Annotated in this window: 17 protein-coding genes; 13 read left to right on the top strand and 4 right to left on the bottom strand. The window is 62.8% G+C overall.

Annotated features, from left to right (window positions below; translation table 11 throughout):
* The first annotated feature begins 101 nt into the window (after positions 1 to 101).
* Both OX459_RS13705 and OX459_RS13700 read left to right on the top strand, forming a co-directional pair.
* Positions 102 to 476, top strand: a complete 375-nt coding sequence (locus OX459_RS13705) for a type II toxin-antitoxin system RelE/ParE family toxin (protein ID WP_289905596.1) — start codon at positions 102 to 104, stop codon at positions 474 to 476.
* Positions 445 to 780, top strand: coding sequence for an addiction module antidote protein (locus tag OX459_RS13700; protein ID WP_092610759.1), 336 nt, complete (start codon positions 445 to 447; stop codon positions 778 to 780). Before OX459_RS13705 ends, OX459_RS13700 begins: the two co-directional genes overlap by 32 nt.
* A 13-nt stretch (positions 781 to 793) precedes the next feature.
* On the opposite strand, the gene OX459_RS13695 is transcribed toward OX459_RS13700, so the two are convergent.
* Genes OX459_RS13695 through OX459_RS13685 form a run of 3 tightly spaced genes read right to left on the bottom strand, consistent with a single transcriptional unit; the run spans position 794 to position 3,690 of the window.
* Complete coding sequence (locus OX459_RS13695; RefSeq protein WP_289905432.1) at positions 794 to 1,816, bottom strand: Gfo/Idh/MocA family oxidoreductase; 1,023 nt, start codon at positions 1,814 to 1,816, stop codon at positions 794 to 796.
* A gap of 28 nt (positions 1,817 to 1,844) precedes the next feature.
* Positions 1,845 to 2,831 (bottom strand): inositol 2-dehydrogenase, encoded by a 987-nt coding sequence (gene iolG / locus OX459_RS13690; protein WP_289905595.1) that lies wholly within the window; start codon positions 2,829 to 2,831, stop codon positions 1,845 to 1,847.
* Positions 2,824 to 3,690 carry a MurR/RpiR family transcriptional regulator gene (locus OX459_RS13685; protein WP_034757651.1) on the bottom strand — a complete coding sequence of 289 codons (867 nt, stop codon included), beginning with the start codon at positions 3,688 to 3,690 and terminating at the stop codon, positions 2,824 to 2,826. Before OX459_RS13685 ends, iolG begins: the two co-directional genes overlap by 8 nt.
* Before the next feature lie 251 nt (positions 3,691 to 3,941).
* On the opposite strand from OX459_RS13685, the gene OX459_RS13680 reads away from it, so the two are divergent.
* The 11 genes from OX459_RS13680 (at position 3,942) to cobA (ending at position 16,909) form a co-directional block, all read left to right on the top strand.
* The gene (locus OX459_RS13680) at positions 3,942 to 4,988 is read left to right on the top strand and encodes a sugar ABC transporter substrate-binding protein (RefSeq protein WP_251351991.1); all 1,047 of its coding nucleotides are present in this window, start codon (positions 3,942 to 3,944) and stop codon (positions 4,986 to 4,988) included.
* A 171-nt stretch (positions 4,989 to 5,159) separates the two neighbouring features.
* Positions 5,160 to 6,281 (top strand): ABC transporter permease, encoded by a 1,122-nt coding sequence (locus tag OX459_RS13675; protein ID WP_289905594.1) that lies wholly within the window; start codon positions 5,160 to 5,162, stop codon positions 6,279 to 6,281.
* Positions 6,282 to 6,284: 3 nt separating this feature from the next.
* The gene (locus OX459_RS13670) at positions 6,285 to 7,070 is read left to right on the top strand and encodes an ATP-binding cassette domain-containing protein (RefSeq protein ID WP_251351989.1); all 786 of its coding nucleotides are present in this window, start codon (positions 6,285 to 6,287) and stop codon (positions 7,068 to 7,070) included.
* Positions 7,071 to 7,078: 8 nt separating this feature from the next.
* Positions 7,079 to 9,025: a 5-dehydro-2-deoxygluconokinase gene (gene iolC, locus OX459_RS13665; protein WP_289905431.1), complete on the top strand. Its 1,947-nt coding sequence runs from the start codon at positions 7,079 to 7,081 to the stop codon at positions 9,023 to 9,025.
* Positions 9,022 to 10,875, top strand: a complete 1,854-nt coding sequence (gene iolD / locus OX459_RS13660) for a 3D-(3,5/4)-trihydroxycyclohexane-1,2-dione acylhydrolase (decyclizing) (protein ID WP_289905430.1) — start codon at positions 9,022 to 9,024, stop codon at positions 10,873 to 10,875. The genes iolC and iolD overlap by 4 nt, the downstream gene beginning before the upstream one ends.
* Positions 10,872 to 11,786: a myo-inosose-2 dehydratase gene (gene iolE, locus OX459_RS13655; protein ID WP_289905429.1), complete on the top strand. Its 915-nt coding sequence runs from the start codon at positions 10,872 to 10,874 to the stop codon at positions 11,784 to 11,786. The genes iolD and iolE overlap by 4 nt, the downstream gene beginning before the upstream one ends.
* Entirely contained in the window at positions 11,783 to 12,577 is a 795-nt protein-coding gene (gene iolB / locus OX459_RS13650) for a 5-deoxy-glucuronate isomerase (RefSeq protein ID WP_289905428.1), read from the top strand. The genes iolE and iolB overlap by 4 nt, the downstream gene beginning before the upstream one ends.
* Before the next feature lie 14 nt (positions 12,578 to 12,591).
* Positions 12,592 to 14,091 (top strand): CoA-acylating methylmalonate-semialdehyde dehydrogenase, encoded by a 1,500-nt coding sequence (locus tag OX459_RS13645; protein ID WP_289905427.1) that lies wholly within the window; start codon positions 12,592 to 12,594, stop codon positions 14,089 to 14,091.
* Positions 14,092 to 14,155: 64 nt separating this feature from the next.
* Positions 14,156 to 14,794: an ANTAR domain-containing protein gene (locus OX459_RS13640; protein WP_289905426.1), complete on the top strand. Its 639-nt coding sequence runs from the start codon at positions 14,156 to 14,158 to the stop codon at positions 14,792 to 14,794.
* Between the two features lie 157 nt (positions 14,795 to 14,951).
* Positions 14,952 to 16,130 carry a CmpA/NrtA family ABC transporter substrate-binding protein gene (locus tag OX459_RS13635; RefSeq protein ID WP_289905425.1) on the top strand — a complete coding sequence of 393 codons (1,179 nt, stop codon included), beginning with the start codon at positions 14,952 to 14,954 and terminating at the stop codon, positions 16,128 to 16,130.
* Positions 16,131 to 16,144: 14 nt separating this feature from the next.
* Entirely contained in the window at positions 16,145 to 16,909 is a 765-nt protein-coding gene (gene cobA / locus OX459_RS13630) for a uroporphyrinogen-III C-methyltransferase (protein ID WP_289905424.1), read from the top strand.
* Position 16,910: 1 nt separating this feature from the next.
* On the opposite strand, the gene OX459_RS13625 is transcribed toward cobA, so the two are convergent.
* On the bottom strand, positions 16,911 to 17,903 hold the full coding sequence (locus OX459_RS13625) for a cyclase family protein (RefSeq protein WP_289905423.1): 993 nt from the start codon (positions 17,901 to 17,903) through the stop codon (positions 16,911 to 16,913).
* Positions 17,904 to 17,955 lie beyond the last annotated feature (52 nt).

Here is a 17,955-nt window from a genome sequence, read left to right as displayed (position 1 = left end):
CGGCCTGTGTGAGCGGGTTTGGTAGCAAGATTGCGTGGTCTTCTTTTTTACATGTGCACGTGATTTTCTCCTTGATCTTTCTTCGTTTATGGACGAATATGATGTATGAGATCCGGCACTATCTGACATCATCGGGCAGGGATTTATATACGGAATGGCTGAAGCGCCAGCGCGACAACACGGCCAGGGTGGCCATCGTGCGACGCGTGCTGCGTATGGTTCCTGGCAATTTTGGCGACCACAAGTTTTGCCACGACGGCGTGTGGGAGTTGCGCATCGATGTGGGGGCCGGCTACCGTATCTACTATGCCATTGCCGGCGAACAGATCATTTTATTGCTGTGCGGTGGCGACAAGCGCACGCAACCGAAAGATATCGAGTACGCCTGTGCCTGCTGGTACGACTGGAAGGAGAGGGAAGATGAAAGAGGATGTGAAAGAGGTCATGAGCAAACCACCAAGAGACCGCTCGCATGACGAGGCGATGGCCGAACTGTACCGCGACGATCCCGCTTTCGCCCTTGCATTGATCAACGAGATCCTCGTCGATGGCGACCACGGCGAACTGCTGGCCGTGCTGCGCCAGCTGACGCGCGCCTTTGGCGGCGTGCCCGCCGTGGCGCAGGCGGCCAAGCTCAATCCTACCCAGCTGTACCGAACCTTGTCGCCCGATGGCAATCCCTCCTTGAGCACCTTGACGGCCATCCTCGATGCCATGGGCTTGCGCCTGGCCGTGGAACCCAGGCAGCCCGAGCGTCCATTTCCCGCGCCGGCTGCCTGAATCCCCTGGCGGCTTAAAACTCCACGGGCCGTGCCTCGCGCATCGCTTGCGTCATGGCCAGGCCGATGCGCGTCGCTTCCGTCGCGTCGTGCAAGGTCAGCGACAAGGTGCGCCGGCCCAGTGCCGCATCCGTAAACTCCTGTGCCTCGATCAGAAAGGCGTCGGCGAAGCGGGCATAGAAGTCCGGTGTGCATTCATTGCGCACGCCATGCGTATCCGAAATTTCCACCCGGTTCAGGCGTGGATTGCTGCCCACGGCCAGGCGGCCGCCCGTGCCGAACACTTCCGTCAGGGTTTCGTGGCCGTGCGCCATGGTGCGTGAAGCCATGAAGCTGGCCATGCTGCCATCGGAAAATTCGACCGTCGCCAGGCCGTTGTCGACGTCGCCGAACGCCTGCAAGCCCGTGTGGATGGCGTTGGTGCCGCTCGCATACACGCGTTTGGGCACGGGATTGCCCAGCAGCCAGCGCGCCAGGTCGATATCGTGCACGCTGCAATCGAGGAAGATGCCGCCGCTGGTGGGGGCGAAGCGCATGAAGGCGCCGCTGGGGTCGTTCTGGTCGCAGGTTTGCGAACGCACCAGATACGGCTTGCCAATGACACCTTGGGCGATCTTTTGCTGCGCGTCATGGTAGCTGGCATCGAAGCGGCGCACGAAGCCGATCATGATGGTCAGCTGCGGGTGGCGCGCCGCTTCCGCTTCCACCTTCAGGCAGTCGGCCAGGTCCAGCGACAGCGGTTTTTCGCAAAACACGTGTTTGCCGGCGCGCAGGGCGGCGATGATCTGATCCGCATGCAGCGAGGTGGGCGTGACGAGGAAGACGGCGTCCAGGCCCGGATGGGCCAGCAGCGCGTCGTAGTCGGCATAACCGGTGGTGATGCCGAGCGTGCTGGCTGCCCAGTCCAGTTCGGCTGGTATGGGGCTGCAGGCGGCCACGACTTCGGCATTCGGCACGCGCTGCGCCAGGTTGATGGCGTGGCGCTGGCCCAGCCGGCCCAGGCCGACGATGCCGACTTTTAATGTTGGGGATGACATGGTGTCTCCAGGTATTTTTATTATTGGTTTATAAAGTGACCACGCGCTGTTCGCGCCACGACAAGGTGGCCGCCTCGGCCAGTTCCAGTGCCTTCAAGCCATCGTGAACGGTGGTGCGCAGCGGCGTGCCGTGGGTGAGGGCGTCAAAGAAATGCGCCATTTCCTGCGCGTAGGCCACGCGATAACGTTCCAGGAAGAAGTCTTCCGGCTTGTCCACGCTGACATTCAGCGAACCATAGGCCGTCACTTCCGTCGGCTTGTGGTTGCCCGCTTGCAGCATGCCGGCGCTGCCCAGCACTTCGAAGCGCTGGTCGTAGCCGTAGGCGGCGCGGCGCGAGGCATTGATCTGGCACAAGCGTCCCTTGGCCGTGCGGATGGTGACGACGGCCGTGTCCAGGTCGCCCGCCTCGCCGATGGCGGGATCGACGAGGCAGCTGCCCGTGGCGTGCACGCTGACGGCTTCATCGTCGAGTATCCAGCGGAAGATGTCGAAATCGTGGATCAGCATATCCTTGAAGATGCCGCCCGACACCTTGATGTAGCTGACGGGCGGAGGACCAGGATCGCGGCTGGTGACGACCAGCAATTCGGGCGTGCCGATTTCGCCCGCTTCGATGCGTGTCTTGACGGCATTGAAAGTGGGGTCGTAGCGGCGCTGGAAGCCCAGCATGCACAGTACCTTGGCTTCCTTGACGGCGGCGGCGCAGGCGCGCGCACGGTCGATGGTCAGGTCGACGGGTTTTTCGCAAAAAATGGCCTTGCCGGCGGCGGCCGAACGCAGGATCAGGTCCGCATGCGTGTCCGTGCTGGAAGCGATGACGACTGCCTTGATGGCGGGGTCGGCCAGCGCCGTTTCCACCGAGGCACTGCTGCCGCCATGCAGGCCGGCCAGCGCGGCGGCCGCTTCCTGGTTGACGTCGACCACGTACTTGAACTGCACGCCGGGTTGGGCAGCCAGGTTGGCCGCGTGGATTTTGCCGATGCGTCCGGCGCCGAACAACGCTACTTCAATCATCATGTTCTCCTGGGGTGTGGATTTCTTCGATGTCGAGCTCTAATTTGTATGCCAGCGCGATGAACAGCGCCTGGCACAGGCAGATGGTGCTGGTCAGCGAACGGAAGGCGAAGGCGCTGCCCTCGGTGACGGTGAGCAGCGCGTCGGCGGCCCGCGCGAGCGGTGCCAGTTTGCTGTCGGTAATCACGAGGACCTTGGCGCCCTTGTCTTGCGCCGCCTTGATGCACTGCTGGGTTTCCTTGCCGTAAGGCGAGAAACTGATGGCGATCGCCACATCGCGTTCGCGCACGCTGCGCATCTGTTCGCGGTGCATGCCGCCCAGTCCGCTAATCAGGTGCACGCGCTTGTCCGTGTGTTCCAGCGCGTAGGCGATGTAGGAGGCGATCGGAAAGGACCGGCGCACGCCGATCACATAGATATTTTCCGCTTTCAGCAGCAGGTTGACGGCCGCTTCCAGCTGCGCGTCGTCGAGGCCGGCCGCCAGGTCGTCGAGGCCGGCGCGGCTGGCGCCGACGAATTCGCGCGTCAGGTCGCCTGCGCTGAGGGCGGCATCGCGCGTGGAAATGAGCTTGCGGATGCGCTGCTGATAGTCGGGCGTGGCGCCGGCCTGGTCCGTGTAAGCCTGGCGGAACACATCCTGCATTTCGGAAAAGCCCGTATAGCCGAAGCGCTGCGCGAAACGCACGATGGCGGATGGCTGCACGTCGCAGGCGGCAGCGATGTCGCTGATGCGCTCGAGCATCAGGCTGGCCCGGTGCTTTTCAATGTATTGGGCGATGACTTTCAGCTGGCGCGACAGGTTGTCGTACTCGGCGGCAATGTGCTGCATCAACTGTTCGATGGGGGCGGTGGCTGCCATGGTGTTTTCCTCGGTTGCTTGCTGGGCCGCGCAACATGACTGCGACGGCTGGTTCTGGCGAGAATTATAGGAGTGAATCCGGAAAATAGAAATGATTTTCTATTTATATTTATTTTGAAAATTTTATTGCATTTGTCTTTTTTGTGGCCTAAGCTGTGCGCAGTGCATCGGGTCTTGCCGGTTTTCCGGCTCCCCGCTGACACGCGACAAAAGCTGGCAACTATAAAAATTAATCCTTCAAGGAGACATTCATGCAAAGCAATAAGCGTAAGGGATTTCTGAAGCACCTGGCCGTGCTGGGCCTTGGTCTGGGACTGGGTCTGGGCATGAGCGCCAGCCACGCGGCAGGCGAGAAATTCGTGCTGATCAGCCATGCGCCCGATTCCGATTCCTGGTGGAATACGATTAAAAATTCCGTCAAGCAAGCAGGCGAAGACTTCAATGTCACCGTCGACTACCGCAATCCACCGAACGGCGACCTGGCCGACATGGCGCGCCTGGTCGAGCAATCGGCTGCCCGCAACTACGACGGCGTGATCGTCAGCATCGCCGACTTCAGCGTGCTGCAAAAACCGCTGGGCCTTGTTGCTGCCAAGAAGATTCCGTTTGTCACGATCAATTCGGGCACCCTGACGCAAAGCGAGCAGCTGGGCGCCGTGATGCACGTGGGCCAGCCTGAATACGAGGCAGGCAAGGGCGCTGGCGAAAAAGCCAAGGCGGCCGGCATCAAGTCCTTCGTTTGCGTCAACCACTACGCGACGAATCCGTCGTCATTCGAGCGCTGCCGCGGCTTTGCCGAAGCCATCGGCGTCGATTTCAAGGCTGCCACCCTGGATGCGGGCGAAGATCCGACCACCATCGAAAGCAAGTTGAGCGCCTACCTGCGCAACAATCCGAAAACCCAGGCCGTGCTGGCGCTGGGCCCCACCTCGGCCCACGCTTCGCTGAAGGCCCTGGAAAAAATGGGTTTGAAGGGCAAGATGTGGTTCGCCACGTTCGACCTGTCCGATGAAATCTCGAAGGGCATCAAGGATGGCAGCATCCAGTTCGCCATCGACCAGCAACCTTACCTGCAAGGCTATATCCCCGTTGCCGTGCTGGCCATCATGAAGCAGGACAAGACCACGGACCTGGCCAAGGTACGCGAAAAGCTGATCAATAACGCCAAATTCAAGGCGCGCCTGGCCGAGTACGGCCTGGCACCATCGTATGGCCCGCGCCATATCGGTTCCGGTCCTGGTTATGTCACCAAGGACAATATCGGCAAGGTAGAGAAATACGCCGGCCAGTTCCGTTAAGCACCCGCTTTTCAGTTCAATCAAGACCTTAGTCGTTGTCCCCGCGCGCAGGCCATGCTTGCCGGCGCGCGGGTCCTGCCGCCCTGGAATTGCTGTCGAGGCTGGTAGGTTGCTATAAAACAAGGGAGACATAGCATGAGTACCGTGAAATTAAGCGTGGAGCAGGGTGGCATGGCCGCCTCGGGCACGCCGCCGCAAAAGCAGGGCGTTGATGAGCGCGTGGGGAAGGTCAGCTGGCTCAAGCGGCTGTTCAGCCGCCCGGAATTCGCCTCGATCTCGGGCGCCATCCTGGTGTTCGCCTTCTTTATCCTGACGGCCGGCGACTCCGGCATGTTCAACCTCGATGGCGTGATCAACTGGGCGCAAGTGGCCGCCTACCTGGGCATCATCGCCATCGGCGCCTGCGTATTGATGATCGCCGGCGAATTCGACCTGTCGATCGGCTCCATGATCGGCTTTGCCGGCATGATGATGGCCATCCCTTCCGTCTACTTCCACTGGCCCGTGTGGGCCGCCATCCTGTTCGCCTTTGCCGGTTCGATGGCGCTGGGCTGGCTCAATGGCTACCTGGTCATCAAGACGCGCTTGCCTTCGTTTATCGTCACCCTGGCCTTCCTGTTCATCCTGCGCGGCCTGACCCTGGCTCTGTCCATCATGTTTGCCAACCGCACCATCGTCAGCGGCATCGGCGCGCTGGCCGCCGACGACTGGCTGGCCATGACCCTGTTCCATGGCGAAGTGGGCACGTCGCTGTTCGCCTGGATGGCCAAGGCGGGCTGGATCACGGCGCTCGACAATGGCGCGCCGCTGGTCAAGGGCATCCCCAAGGTCATCGTCTGGTGGGCCGGCCTGGCGCTGGTGTCCGGCTTCGTCCTGGCCCGCACCCGCATCGGCAACTGGATCTTCGCCGTCGGCGGCGACGCCAACGCGGCCAAGAACGTGGGCGTGCCCGTGAAAACCATCAAGGTATCGCTGTTTGTCTTCACGGCGTTCTGCGCTTGCCTGTTTGCCACGCTGCAAGTATTTGACGTGGGTTCGGCCGCCGCCGACCGCGGCATGCAAAAGGAATTCGAAGCCATCATCGCGGCCGTCATCGGTGGCGCCTTGCTGACGGGCGGCTACGGTTCCGTCGTCGGCGCCTGCTTCGGCGCGCTGATCTTCGGCGTGGTGCAGATCGGCATTACTTATACCAATATCAATTCGGACTGGTTCCGCGTCTTCCTCGGCGTCATGCTGTTGATCGCGGTACTGTTCAACAACTTTGTCCGTGCCCGTGTCACGGAAGCGAGATAAGCCATGAGCGAATACATCCTTGCGCTGGAAAACATCAGCAAACGTTTCGGCTCCGTCATCGCCCTGCAAAACGTCACCCTGCGCCTGAAACCGGGCGAAGTGCATTGCCTGCTCGGTGACAATGGCGCCGGCAAGTCGACCCTGATCAAGACCTTGGCCGGCGTGCACCGGCCCACCAGCGGCGAGTATCTGGTTGACGGCAAGCCCGTCAGCTTCAATTCGCCGAAGGAAGCGCTCGACCTGGGCGTGGCCACCGTCTACCAGGACCTGGCGCTGGTGCCATTGCTGTCCGTGGCGCGCAATTTCTTCATGGGCCGCGAACCGATCCGTAAAATGTTTGGCGTGCTGCCCGTGATGGATATGGAATACGCAGCCACCACGGCGCGCGACAAGCTGGCCGAAATGGGCATCATGGTGCGCGACCCGCACCAGGCCGTGGGCACCATGTCGGGCGGCGAGCGGCAATGCCTGGCCATTGCCCGCGCCATCCACTTCGGCGCGCGCGTGCTGATCCTCGATGAGCCGACGGCGGCCTTGGGCGTGAAACAGTCGTTCAATGTGTTGAAACTGATCTACAAAGCGCGTGAACGGGGCTTGTCCGTGATCTTTATTACCCACAATGTGCACCATGCCTACCCCGTGGGCGACTCGTTCACCCTCTTGAACCGGGGCAAATCGCTGGGCACTTACACCAAGGAAACTGTTTCCAAGGATGAAGTACTCGACATGATGGCGGGCGGTGCGGAAATGCAAACGCTGATGAGTGAACTCGACGGTGTCACGATTTAAGGATAACCATGAATAACCCGACACAATTTGCCCAGGGCCGCGCGCTGGACGTCATCTGCCTGGGCCGCCTGGCGGTGGACCTGTACGCGCAGCAGATCGGCAGCACCCTGGAAGACGCGACCAGTTTCGCCAAGTACCTGGGCGGCTCGTCGGCGAATATCGCCTTCGGCACGGCCCGCCTGGGCCTCAAGTCCGCCATGCTGTCGAAAGTGGGCGACGACCACATGGGCCGTTTCTTGACGGACACGTTATCGAAAGAGGGTTGCGACGTCAGCCATGTCGGCATCGACGGCGACCGCCTCACGGCCCTCGTCATGCTGGGCATCAAGGATAAAAACACCTTTCCCCTGATTTTCTACCGTGAAAATTGCGCCGACATGGCCATCGAGCCATCCGCCGTCGACGCCGCCTTTATCGCTTCCAGCAAGGCGCTGTTGATCACCGGCACGCATTTTTCCACGTCTACCATGCACGCCGTCAGCACGCAGGCCCTGAAATTGGCGCGCGCCAATAACGTGCGCACCGTGCTCGACATCGATTACCGGCCCGTGCTGTGGGGACTTTCCGGCAAGGCGGATGGCGAAACGCGCTTCGTTTCCAACGACGGAGTGACGCGCCACCTGCAGGCGATCCTGCCGCAATTTGATTTGATCGTCGGCACGGAAGAGGAATTCATGATCGCCGGCGGCGGCGCCGATATCATGGCCAGCTTGCGCGCCGTGCGGGCCGTTACCCTGGCCACCCTCGTCGTCAAGCGGGGCCCGCTGGGCAGCGCCGTCATCGACAGCGTGGTGCCGCACAGCCTGGACGACGCCTATAACTACCGCGGCGTGCGCGTGGAAGTGCTGAATGTGCTGGGCGCGGGCGACGCATTTCTCTCGGGCTTTTTGAAAGGCTGGCTGCGCGGCGAGGATTACGAGGCGTGCTGCCGTTACGCGAATGGCTGCGGCGCCCTCGTCGTGTCGCGCCACGGCTGCGCACCGGCCATGCCGTCGCCCGTGGAACTCGACTATTTCCTCGCCAATGCGGCGAAACTGACGCAACCGGACCAGGACGCCACCTTGTCGCGCCTGCATCGCACGACGGTGGCGCGCCCGCAATGGGACGAGCTGTGCGTGTTTGCGTTTGATCACCGCACGCAATTTTTTGAGCTGGCGCAACAGACAGGTGCGCCAGAATCGGCTATTTGCGCCCTGAAGCAATTGATGGTGCAAGCCGTGGCGCAGACGGAAACGGCCTTGCAACTGGCTGGCAAGACGGGCGTGCTGATCGATGGACGCTATGGCGTCGACGCGCTCAACGATGCGACGGGGCGCGGTTGGTGGATCGGCCGTCCCGTGGAATTGCCCGGTTCCAATCCGCTGCAATTCGACTGGGGCCGCTCCATCGGTTCGCACCTGCTCAGCTGGCCGAAGGAACACGTGATCAAGTGCCTGGTGCAGTTGCATCCGGACGATACCGTGGAAAACCGATTGGAGCAGGAAGCGCAGATCAAGGCCCTGTATGACGCGGCGCAAGTGAGCGGTCACGAACTGTTGCTCGAAGTCATACCGTCGGACTCCTTGCCGCAGCACGACGACACGGTCTTGCGCGCCGTCAAACGCCTGTACAACCTGGGCATTTACCCGGAATGGTGGAAGCTGGAAAGCATGTCAGCCCAGCAATGGCAAGCCATCGATGCCCTCGTGCACGAGCGCGATCCGTATTGCCGTGGCGTGGTATTACTTGGCTTGAACGCGCCGATTGCCGCCCTGGCCGCCAGTTTTGAACAGGCCAGTGCGAGCACGACGTGCCGCGGCTTCATGGTGGGACGCACCATCTTCCAGGAGCCGAGCCGCCGCTGGCTGGCGGGCGAACTCGACGATGCGGGCCTGATCGCCGCCGTGCGCGCCAACTTCGAGCAGCTCATTGCCCTGTGGCAGCGCACGCGCAACCGCCTGGAGCGTGCAGCATGAGCGCCACCCTACACAACACCATCCGCTTGACCATGGCGCAGGCTTTAGTCCGCTACCTGGCCGCCTTGCGCACGGAAGAGGGCGATGGTTCCTTGATCCCCCTGTTCGGCGGCGCCTTCGCCATCTTTGGCCACGGCAATGTGGCGGGCCTGGGCGAGGCGCTGTACCAATATCGGGACAGTTTCCCCACGTACCGCGCCCACAACGAGCAGGCGATGGCGCACTCTGCCATTGCCTATGCGAAAGCCCACATGCGCCGGCGCATGCTGGCCGTCACCAGTTCCATCGGCCCCGGCGCCACCAATTTGCTGACGGCCGCCGCGCTGGCCCACGTGAATCGCTTGCCGGTCTTGCTGTTGCCCGGCGACGTGTTCGTCTCGCGCGCGCCGGACCCCGTATTGCAGCAGCTGGAAGACGCCACGGATGGCAGCGTGTCGGTGAATGATGCCTTTAAACCTTTATCACGCTATTTCGACCGCATCGTGTATCCGGAGCAATTGCTGACGGCTTTGCCGCGCGCCATCGCCGCCTTGACGGACCCGGCCGCCTGCGGTCCCGTCACGTTATCTCTGCCGCAAGACGTGCAGACGATGGCGTATGACTATCCGGAAGAATTCTTTACGCCACGCACCGTGCGTTTCCGCGCCGTGCCGCCCGTGGAGCAGGAACTGGAAGAAGCGGCAGCCTTGCTGAAACATGCGAAACAACCGCTGATCGTGGCCGGCGGCGGCGTGCTGTACGGCAAGGCCAGCGCCGCCCTGCAGGCGTTTGCCGAGCGTCACGGCATCCCCGTGGCGGAAACCCAGGCCGGCAAGAGCGCCTTGCCGTGGGATCATCCGCTGCAGCTGGGTGCCATCGGCGTCACCGGTTCGCCCGCCGCGAACGCGCAGGCGGCGCAGGCGGACGTGGTGCTGGCCGTGGGCACGCGCTTGCAGGATTTCACGACGGGCTCGAATTCGTTGTTTGCGCAAGCGCAATTGGTCAGCCTGAACGTCAACGCTTTCGATGCGCTGAAACGCCGTGGCCTGGGCGTGCAGGCGGACGCGACACTTGGCTTGCAGGGCTTGTCGCGGTACTTGCCTAATTGGAACAGCGCGGGCCAATGGCTGGACTGCGCGCATCAGGCGGGCCAGGCCTGGCGCGCGACGGTAGCCACGATTACGGGTCTGCGCGACGTGGCCGGCTTGCCGTATGACGGCGAAGTCATCGGCGCCGTGCAGCGCTCTTCACCGGACTCGACCAGCAACGACATCGTCGTTTGCGCGGCAGGCACCTTGCCGGCCGAACTGCACAAACTGTGGCGCACGTCGACAGCCGGCGGCTACCACATGGAATACGGCTATTCGTGCATGGGCTATGAAATCGCCGGCGGCCTCGGCGTCAAGATGGCGAAACCGGATGCCGAGGTCATCGTCATGGTGGGCGACGGCAGTTATCTGATGATGAATTCGGAAATCGCCACCTCCGTCATGCTGGATAAAAAACTCATCATCGTCGTGCTCGACAACCGGGGCTATGGCTGCATCAACCGCCTGCAGCAGGCGTGCGGCAACGCGTCATTCAACAATATGTTGCCCGACAGCGCACCCGCCATCGACTTTGCCCTGCACGCCAGGTCGCTGGGAGCGCTGTCCGAACACGTGGCCAACATTGCCGAACTGGAACAGGCGATGCTGCGCGCCCGCGCCGCCAGCCGCACCTACTTGATCTGCATCAATACGGACGCTACGCGCACGACCGCGGAGGGCGGTTGCTGGTGGGAAGTGGCCGTACCCGAAGTCTCGACACAAGCCGGCGTGCAAGCTGCGCGCGCCCGTTATGAACTTGACCGCCAAGGACAACAAAAATGACTACATGGAATGTGAAGATCGGCATCAACCCGATCTCGTGGATGAACGACGATTTACCCAGCCTGGGCGGCGAAACGCTGCTGGAAACAGCCCTCAAGGAAGGTGCCGAGATCGGCTACGTGGGCTTTGAACTGGGCAACAAGTTTCCCAAGGATGCCCCGGCCCTGAACGCCGTGCTGGGGAAGTACCATCTCGCCTGCGTGTCCGGCTGGTATTCGGGACGGCTGGCGCACCGGTCCGTGGAAGAGGAAATTGTCGCCGTCGGGCCGCACCTGCGCTTGCTGGCCGACAGCGGCGCCACCGTCATGGTCTACGGCGAAGTGGCAGACGCGATCCAGGGCGAAGCCCGCCCGTTGTATAAACGTCCGCGTTTCCAGTCGCCGCAGCAATGGCAGGCGTACGCCGACAAATTGACGGCGTTTGCGAAACACTTGCTCGACCACGGCGTGCGCCTCGCCTACCACCACCACATGGGCGCCTACGTGGAAACGCCCGCCGACGTGGACCAGTTGATGGCCTTGACGGGGCCGCAAGTCGGCTTGCTGTTCGACACGGGCCACATCACCTTTGCCGGCGGCGACGCGCTGGCGGTCTTGAACAAGCACATCGATCGCATCTGCCACGTGCATTGCAAGGATGTGCGCCCCAATGTGGTGAAACTGGCGAGAAATGGCCACTGGAGTTTCCTGCAAGCCGTGATCAATGGCGCCTTCAGCGTGCCCGGCGACGGCAGCATCGATTTTCCGGCCATCCTCACGCGCCTGTATCTGCACGGCTACGAAGGCTGGCTGGTGGTGGAGGCGGAGCAAGATCCGGCCGTGGCCCCCAGCTATCAGTACGCCAAGATGGGCCACGATTACCTGGCGCGCCTGGTCGACGCGATTCCGCGATTGAAACGGGAGGCGGCATGAGCCCGCTGCTGGTCAAGGCTAGGGCCGGTTCGGTCATCGTCGAAGTGACGCCGGAATCGGCCGGCTGGACGCACGTGGGCTTTGCTGCGCACCGGCTGGCGGCAGGCGAACAGCTCACTTTGGAGACTGGCAGCCGCGAACTGTGCCTCGTCGTGCTGACGGGCACGGTGACGGTGCAGGCGGGCGGGCAGACCTGGGAAGCCATCGGCAATCGCCAGAGCGTGTTTGAAGATGTCTCGCCGTATGCCGTGTATGTGCCATTGGAAACCACGGTCGGCATCACGGCCGTGAGCGACGCGGAAGTGGCGCTGTGCAGCGCACCGGCCACAACCCATCGCCCGGCACGCTTGATCGACCCGCAGTCGATGACGCGTTCCGTGCGCGGCAAGGGCGCCAATACCCGCTATGTGTGCGACATCCTGCCGCAGACGGCCGAGGCCGATGGCTTGCTGGTGGTCGAGGTGGTCACGCCGTCCGGCCATTCGTCCAGCTATCCGCCGCACAAGCATGACAGCGACAATATCCCGCTGGAAAGTTCGCTGGAAGAAACGTACTACCACCGCTTGAATCCCGAGCAGGGCTTTGCGTACCAACGCGTCTACACGGACGACCGCAGCATCGATGAAGCCATGGCCGTGGAAAACCACGACGTGGTGATGGTGCCCAGGGGTTACCACCCCGTCACCGTGCCGTATGGCTACGATGGCTATTACCTGAACGTGATGGCCGGCCCGAAACGCGTGTGGCACTTTAAAAACGACCCGGCCCATGACTGGCTGATGACGAAATAACCAAGGACAAGACAATGACTACCCCGATGATCGGCCACTTTATTGGTGGCAACCCCATGGCGTCGCGCTCCGAGCGCACCAGCGACGTTTTTAACCCTGCCACGGGCGCCGTCACGGCGAAAGTATCGCTGGCGACTGCCGCCGAGCTGAACGCGGCCGTGGCTGCCGCCTATGCGGCCTTTCCCGCCTGGTCGCAAACCTCGCCCCTGCGCCGCGCCAGGGTCATGTTCAAGTTCAAGGAATTGCTGGAAGAACATGCGGATCAATTGGCGGCCCTGATCACGGCCGAGCACGGCAAGGTGTTCACGGATGCGAAAGGGGAAGTGACGCGCGGCATCGAAGTGGTGGAATTTGCCTGCGGCATCCCGCAAATGATGAAGGGAGAATATTCGGAGCAGGTGGCCGGCGGCATCGACGCCTGGTCGATCCGCCAGGCATTGGGCGTGTGCGTCGGCATCACGCCGTTCAATTTCCCCGTGATGGTGCCGATGTGGATGTTTCCGATGGCGATTGCCTGCGGCAATACCTTCGTCTTGAAACCGTCCGAGCGCGACCCGTCGGCCAGCCTGCTGCTGGCGCAGCTGTTGACGGACGCCGGTTTGCCGGACGGCGTCTTCAACGTGGTGCAGGGAGACAAGGAAGCCGTGGATGGCTTGCTGCACCACCCGGACGTGCGCGCCGTCAGTTTCGTCGGTTCCACGCCGATTGCCGAGTACATCTACGCCACGGGCTGCGCGCAGGGCAAGCGCGTGCAAGCGCTGGGCGGCGCGAAAAACCACATGGTCGTCATGCCGGACGCGGACATTCCGCAGACGGTCGACGCCCTGATGGGCGCCGCCTTCGGTTCGGCGGGCGAGCGCTGCATGGCCATTTCCGTCGTCGTGGCGGTCGGCAATGTGGCCGATCAACTGGTCGAGGCGCTGGTGCCCCGCATCGCGGCCCTGAAAATCACGCAAGGCATGGATTTAACAGCGGAAATGGGCCCGGTGGTGACGCAAGTGCACAAGGAGAAGATCGCCGGCTACATCGCCACGGGCGTCAAGGAAGGCGCCAAGCTGGTCAGTGACGGGCGCGGCTTCGTCTTGCCCGGCCACGAAAAGGGCTTTTTCCTCGGCGGCAGCCTGTTCGACCATGTGACGCCGGAAATGACGATCTATAAGGAGGAAATCTTCGGCCCCGTGCTGTGCATCGTGCGCGTGCCCGATTTCGCCACGGCGCTGGACCTGGTCAATGCGCATGAGTACGGCAACGGCACGGCCATTTATACGCGCGACGGCAATACGGCGCGCGAATACACGCACCGCGTGCAAGTCGGCATGGTGGGCGTCAACGTGCCGATCCCCGTGCCGATGGCCTTCCACAGCTTCGGCGGCTGGAAGCGCAGCCTGTTCGGCGACCACCACGCGCACGGCCCGGAATCGGTGCGTTTCTACACGAAACAGAAGGCTGTCACGCAGCGCTGGCCGGCATCGACGGCGGCAGGGGCGGAATTCGCCATGCCGACCTTGAAGTAAAAACATCTGGTTCGCTTCTTGCTTACTGCAATGGCTAATTGTTTAGCCATTGCAGATCGCTCCCATGACGTCCAGCCGTACCCAGCCTTTGCGCATCGTTGTCGTCAACACCATTGTCGAGCACGGCGTGCACGAGAATGCGGCTTTGGCCGCCCAGGTGCAGCGCGGCAATGCGCTGCGCATCGGCTTGCTGGAATCGGGCTTCGACATCGTCGCCTCCCTGCCTGCCGACCTTTACCTTCCCGAGCGTATCGCGCAACTGCAGCCTGACCTCATCATCATCGACGCCGAATCGGATGCGCGCGACGTGCTCGAGCACATCGTCATCGCCACGCGCGACGAGCGCCGCCCCATCGTGCTGTTTACGGAAGACGGCGCCACGGCCAGCATCGACGCGGCCATGGCGGCCGGCGTGTCCGCCTATATCGTGGCCGGCTTGCATGCCGAGCGCATCTTGCCCGTGCTGAACGTGGCGTTGGCGCGCTTTCGAAAGGAAGAAAAATTGCGCGCCGAATTGCTCGACACGCGGCACAAGTTGTTTGAGCGCAAGGTGATCGAACGGGCCAAGGGCCTGTTGATGACGCATCACGGCTTGACGGAAGACCAGGCTTACCAGCGCTTGCGCAGCATGGCCATGAACAAGAAACTCAAGCTGGCGGACATTGCCCAGCGCATCCTCGACGTGGAGGACTTGCTGGGATGAATCGTCCATTTCCTGACACATGCTGGTGCAGTGCACCATTCCGGTGCGCTTCCAGCTGCCTGGGACAGGGCATGCACAGGCACGGTCCTTGCTGCTGGATGGGCATGACCTTGCCCATGTCGGCACGGCAAAACAGTATTTATCAGCAAGGAATGGTATGACACAGCAAGCGGGCGCCAATGCCCACCCGACGCGCCCACTGCAGCCGGAAAAACAGACGATACGCATCGGCTACCTGCCGCTGACCGATTGCGCCTCGCTGGTGATGGCTTCAAAGCTGGGCCTGGATGAAAAATATGGCATCAAGATCGAACTGAGCCGGGAGATGTCGTGGGCCGGCGTGCGCGACAAATTGAATAGCGGCGAACTCGACGCTGCTCACGTGTTGTACGGTCTCGTGTATGGCGTGCAGATGGGCATTGGCGGGCAGCGGCACGACATGGCCGTATTGATGAATCTCAATCACAGCGGCCAGGCCGTCACCCTGTCGGCGGCGCTGGCGCGCGAGGGCGCCCACGATGGCCCCACATTGGCGCGGCACATGCGCGCCGCGGCGCGGCCCTTTGCGTTTGCGCATACTTTCCCGACCGGCAACCACGCGATGCTGTTGCAATACTGGCTGGCCGCGCAGGGCATCGATCCGCTGCGCGACGCGCGCGTGATGACGGTGCCGCCGTCGCAGATGGTGGCCGCCTTGCGCGCGGGGCAGATGGATGGCTTTTGCGCGGGCGAACCATGGGGTTACAAGGCCATCGTCGATGGCGTGGGGGTGACGGCAACTACCAGCGGCGCCATCTGGCCCGACCATCCGGGCAAGGTGCTGGGCACCAGCGCCGCGTTTGCCCACCAGCATCCGAACAGTTGCCGCGCCCTGATCGCCGCCGTGCTCGAGGCGGGGCGTTGGATCGACGCCAGCGACGCCAACCGGCTGGCCATGGCGGCTACCCTGGCCGAGCCTGCTTATCTGAATACGCCGCAGGAAACGCTGGCGCCGCGCATCCTCGGCCATTATCAGGACGGCCTGGGCAAGACGTGGGACGAGGCGCACGGTTTGAAGTTTTATGGCGCCGGCGCCGTCAATTTCCCCTACTTGTCGGACGGCATGTGGTTCATGACCCAGCACCGGCGCTGGGGCTTGCTGCGCGACGAACCCGATTACCTGGCGGTGGCAAGGCAAGTCAACCGCATCGACCTGTACCGTCAGGCGGCGGAAATGACGGCCACGCCCTTGCCGTCGTCACCGCTGCGCAGCTCGACCCTGTGCGACGGCGTTGTGTGGGACGGCAGCGCGCCGGAAGCGTACGCGGCATCGTTTGCCATCGGCCATTTTTTCTGATTGGAGAGTTCATCATGGCGCAACTTGGAAGCGTGACCCTGGTCGGCGCCGGTCCCGGCGATCCGGACTTGCTGACCATCAAGGCCGTGAAGGCCATCGCGCGGGCCGACGTGGTGCTGATCGACGATCTCGTCAATCCGGCCATCCTCGCGCATGCGGCGCCCGGCGTGCGCGTGGTCGAGGTGGGCAAGCGGGGCGGCTGTGCTTCCACGCCGCAAGCCTTCATCGAGCGCCTGATGCTGGCCGAAGCGCGCGCCGGCTTGCACGTGGTAAGGCTGAAAGGGGGCGACCCCTATCTGTTCGGGCGCGGCGGCGAAGAACGTGTCTACCTGCGCAGCCACGGCGTGGCCGTCGAGGTGATCCCTGGCATCAGCAGCGGCCTGGCTGCACCGTCCAGCATCGGCGTGCCGCTGACGCACCGCGGCTGGAGCCAGGGCGCCATTTTTGTCACGGGTCACGGCAAGGATAGCGCGTCCGAACCGAATTGGCTTGCGCTGGCGCAAAGCGGCCTGACGCTCGTCATCTACATGGGCGTGGCCAGGGTGGCGGCCATCCAGGCCGGCTTGCTCGCTGGCGGCATGGCGCCCGGCACAGCCGTGGCCGTGGTGCAATCGGCCAGCTTGCCGGCGCAACGCCAGCTGCTGAGCACCTTGCAGCGCTTGCCGGACGATTTGCTGGCCAGCGGCCTGGGCAGCCCCAGCATCATCGTCGTGGGCGAGGTGGTGCGCTGCGCCGATGCCTGGGACGACCATGGCGCCTTGCTGGCCGCGACCGTGTGATTTAGCGGATCGGCAGGGCCACGGGACGGATGGGCGCCGCGTCGCCGCCGCGGAATTTCAGGGAGGCGCCGATGAAGGCGAACTGGTAGACCTTGTCACGCGACAAGCCTTCCAGGTCGACCAGTTCCAGGATGGGCGTGCCCTGCTGCGCCAGCAGGTAGGTGTGCACGGGCAGGTAATTGCCCGCCACTTCGGAGGGAAATGCCTCGAAACTGAGGTTGTCCGCGCCCACCACCATGGCGCCGCCATCTTCCACGAGGAATTTCGCCGCGTCCAGCGACAGGCCGGGCGGGTTCGCCATATAGGCTTGCGCCTGCTCATAGTGCTGCATGCGGCCCGTGCGTATCAGCACCACGTCGCCTTTTTCCAGCGTCACCTTCTGTTGTGCCAGCGCCGCGCGCAAATCCTGCCGCGTCACGCGGTAATTATCGGGCAGTTGCTGTAATCCCTTGGCTACGGCCACGTCGATCAGCACGCCGCGCGCGACGATGGGCGGCAGTTTTTCCGCGCCCGTCACGGTCCAGCCCCGGTCGCCCAGGTATTTCTCTTCCGTAAAACCGTTCCAGATCTTGCCGTTCAAGCCAAAGTGGTTGAGCGCGTCGATATGCGTGCCCATGTGCGCATACATGGAGACGGCCGAGCCCGTGTAACTGACGTGGCGGTTCATCTGTTCGCCCACGTGCATCGAGTCGGCCACCACGTTGCCCTTCGGCGTGTGCGTCATCCACATCTGGTAGGGCGGGTCGCCTGCCGCCTGCCAGCTGGGCATGCCGACATAGAAATCGACGGCCAGGTCGTAGCTCTTGCCGCCGTCGATGCGGGCCAGGATGGCGGCGCGCGAGGCGGCCGTCATCAGGTTCAGGCGGCCGATCTCGTCTTTCGGGCCCCAGGGGCTGATGCCCACTTCGGGCAGGGCGGTGGCCGGGGCTGCTTGCACTGCGCCGGCCAGCAGGGCCAGCAGCAGGGTGGCCAGGGTGGCGGATGGTTTGAACATGGGGTACTCCTTGCGTGACATGAATGAAGAAGCCGCCATCATATTATTTTCA

The sequence above is a fragment of the Janthinobacterium sp. SUN026 genome, from assembly GCF_030397625.1.
Taxonomy (GTDB): domain Bacteria; phylum Pseudomonadota; class Gammaproteobacteria; order Burkholderiales; family Burkholderiaceae_D; genus Janthinobacterium; species Janthinobacterium kumbetense.
This window is presented reverse-complemented; position numbering and strand designations above follow the sequence as displayed.

Excerpts from the sequence above, each read along its gene's own strand:
- OX459_RS13705 (WP_289905596.1), top strand. The coding sequence starts at position 102 with ATGTATGAGATCCGGCACTATCTGACATCATCGGGCAGGGATTTATAT.
- OX459_RS13700 (WP_092610759.1), top strand. The coding sequence starts at position 445 with ATGAGCAAACCACCAAGAGACCGCTCGCATGACGAGGCGATGGCCGAA.
- OX459_RS13695 (WP_289905432.1), bottom strand. The coding sequence starts at position 1,816 with ATGTCATCCCCAACATTAAAAGTCGGCATCGTCGGCCTGGGCCGGCTG.
- iolG (WP_289905595.1), bottom strand. The coding sequence starts at position 2,831 with ATGATTGAAGTAGCGTTGTTCGGCGCCGGACGCATCGGCAAAATCCAC.
- OX459_RS13685 (WP_034757651.1), bottom strand. The coding sequence starts at position 3,690 with ATGGCAGCCACCGCCCCCATCGAACAGTTGATGCAGCACATTGCCGCC.
- OX459_RS13680 (WP_251351991.1), top strand. The coding sequence starts at position 3,942 with ATGCAAAGCAATAAGCGTAAGGGATTTCTGAAGCACCTGGCCGTGCTG.
- OX459_RS13675 (WP_289905594.1), top strand. The coding sequence starts at position 5,160 with ATGGCCGCCTCGGGCACGCCGCCGCAAAAGCAGGGCGTTGATGAGCGC.
- OX459_RS13670 (WP_251351989.1), top strand. The coding sequence starts at position 6,285 with ATGAGCGAATACATCCTTGCGCTGGAAAACATCAGCAAACGTTTCGGC.
- iolC (WP_289905431.1), top strand. The coding sequence starts at position 7,079 with ATGAATAACCCGACACAATTTGCCCAGGGCCGCGCGCTGGACGTCATC.
- iolD (WP_289905430.1), top strand. The coding sequence starts at position 9,022 with ATGAGCGCCACCCTACACAACACCATCCGCTTGACCATGGCGCAGGCT.
- iolE (WP_289905429.1), top strand. The coding sequence starts at position 10,872 with ATGACTACATGGAATGTGAAGATCGGCATCAACCCGATCTCGTGGATG.
- iolB (WP_289905428.1), top strand. The coding sequence starts at position 11,783 with ATGAGCCCGCTGCTGGTCAAGGCTAGGGCCGGTTCGGTCATCGTCGAA.
- OX459_RS13645 (WP_289905427.1), top strand. The coding sequence starts at position 12,592 with ATGACTACCCCGATGATCGGCCACTTTATTGGTGGCAACCCCATGGCG.
- OX459_RS13640 (WP_289905426.1), top strand. The coding sequence starts at position 14,156 with ATGACGTCCAGCCGTACCCAGCCTTTGCGCATCGTTGTCGTCAACACC.
- OX459_RS13635 (WP_289905425.1), top strand. The coding sequence starts at position 14,952 with ATGACACAGCAAGCGGGCGCCAATGCCCACCCGACGCGCCCACTGCAG.
- cobA (WP_289905424.1), top strand. The coding sequence starts at position 16,145 with ATGGCGCAACTTGGAAGCGTGACCCTGGTCGGCGCCGGTCCCGGCGAT.
- OX459_RS13625 (WP_289905423.1), bottom strand. The coding sequence starts at position 17,903 with ATGTTCAAACCATCCGCCACCCTGGCCACCCTGCTGCTGGCCCTGCTG.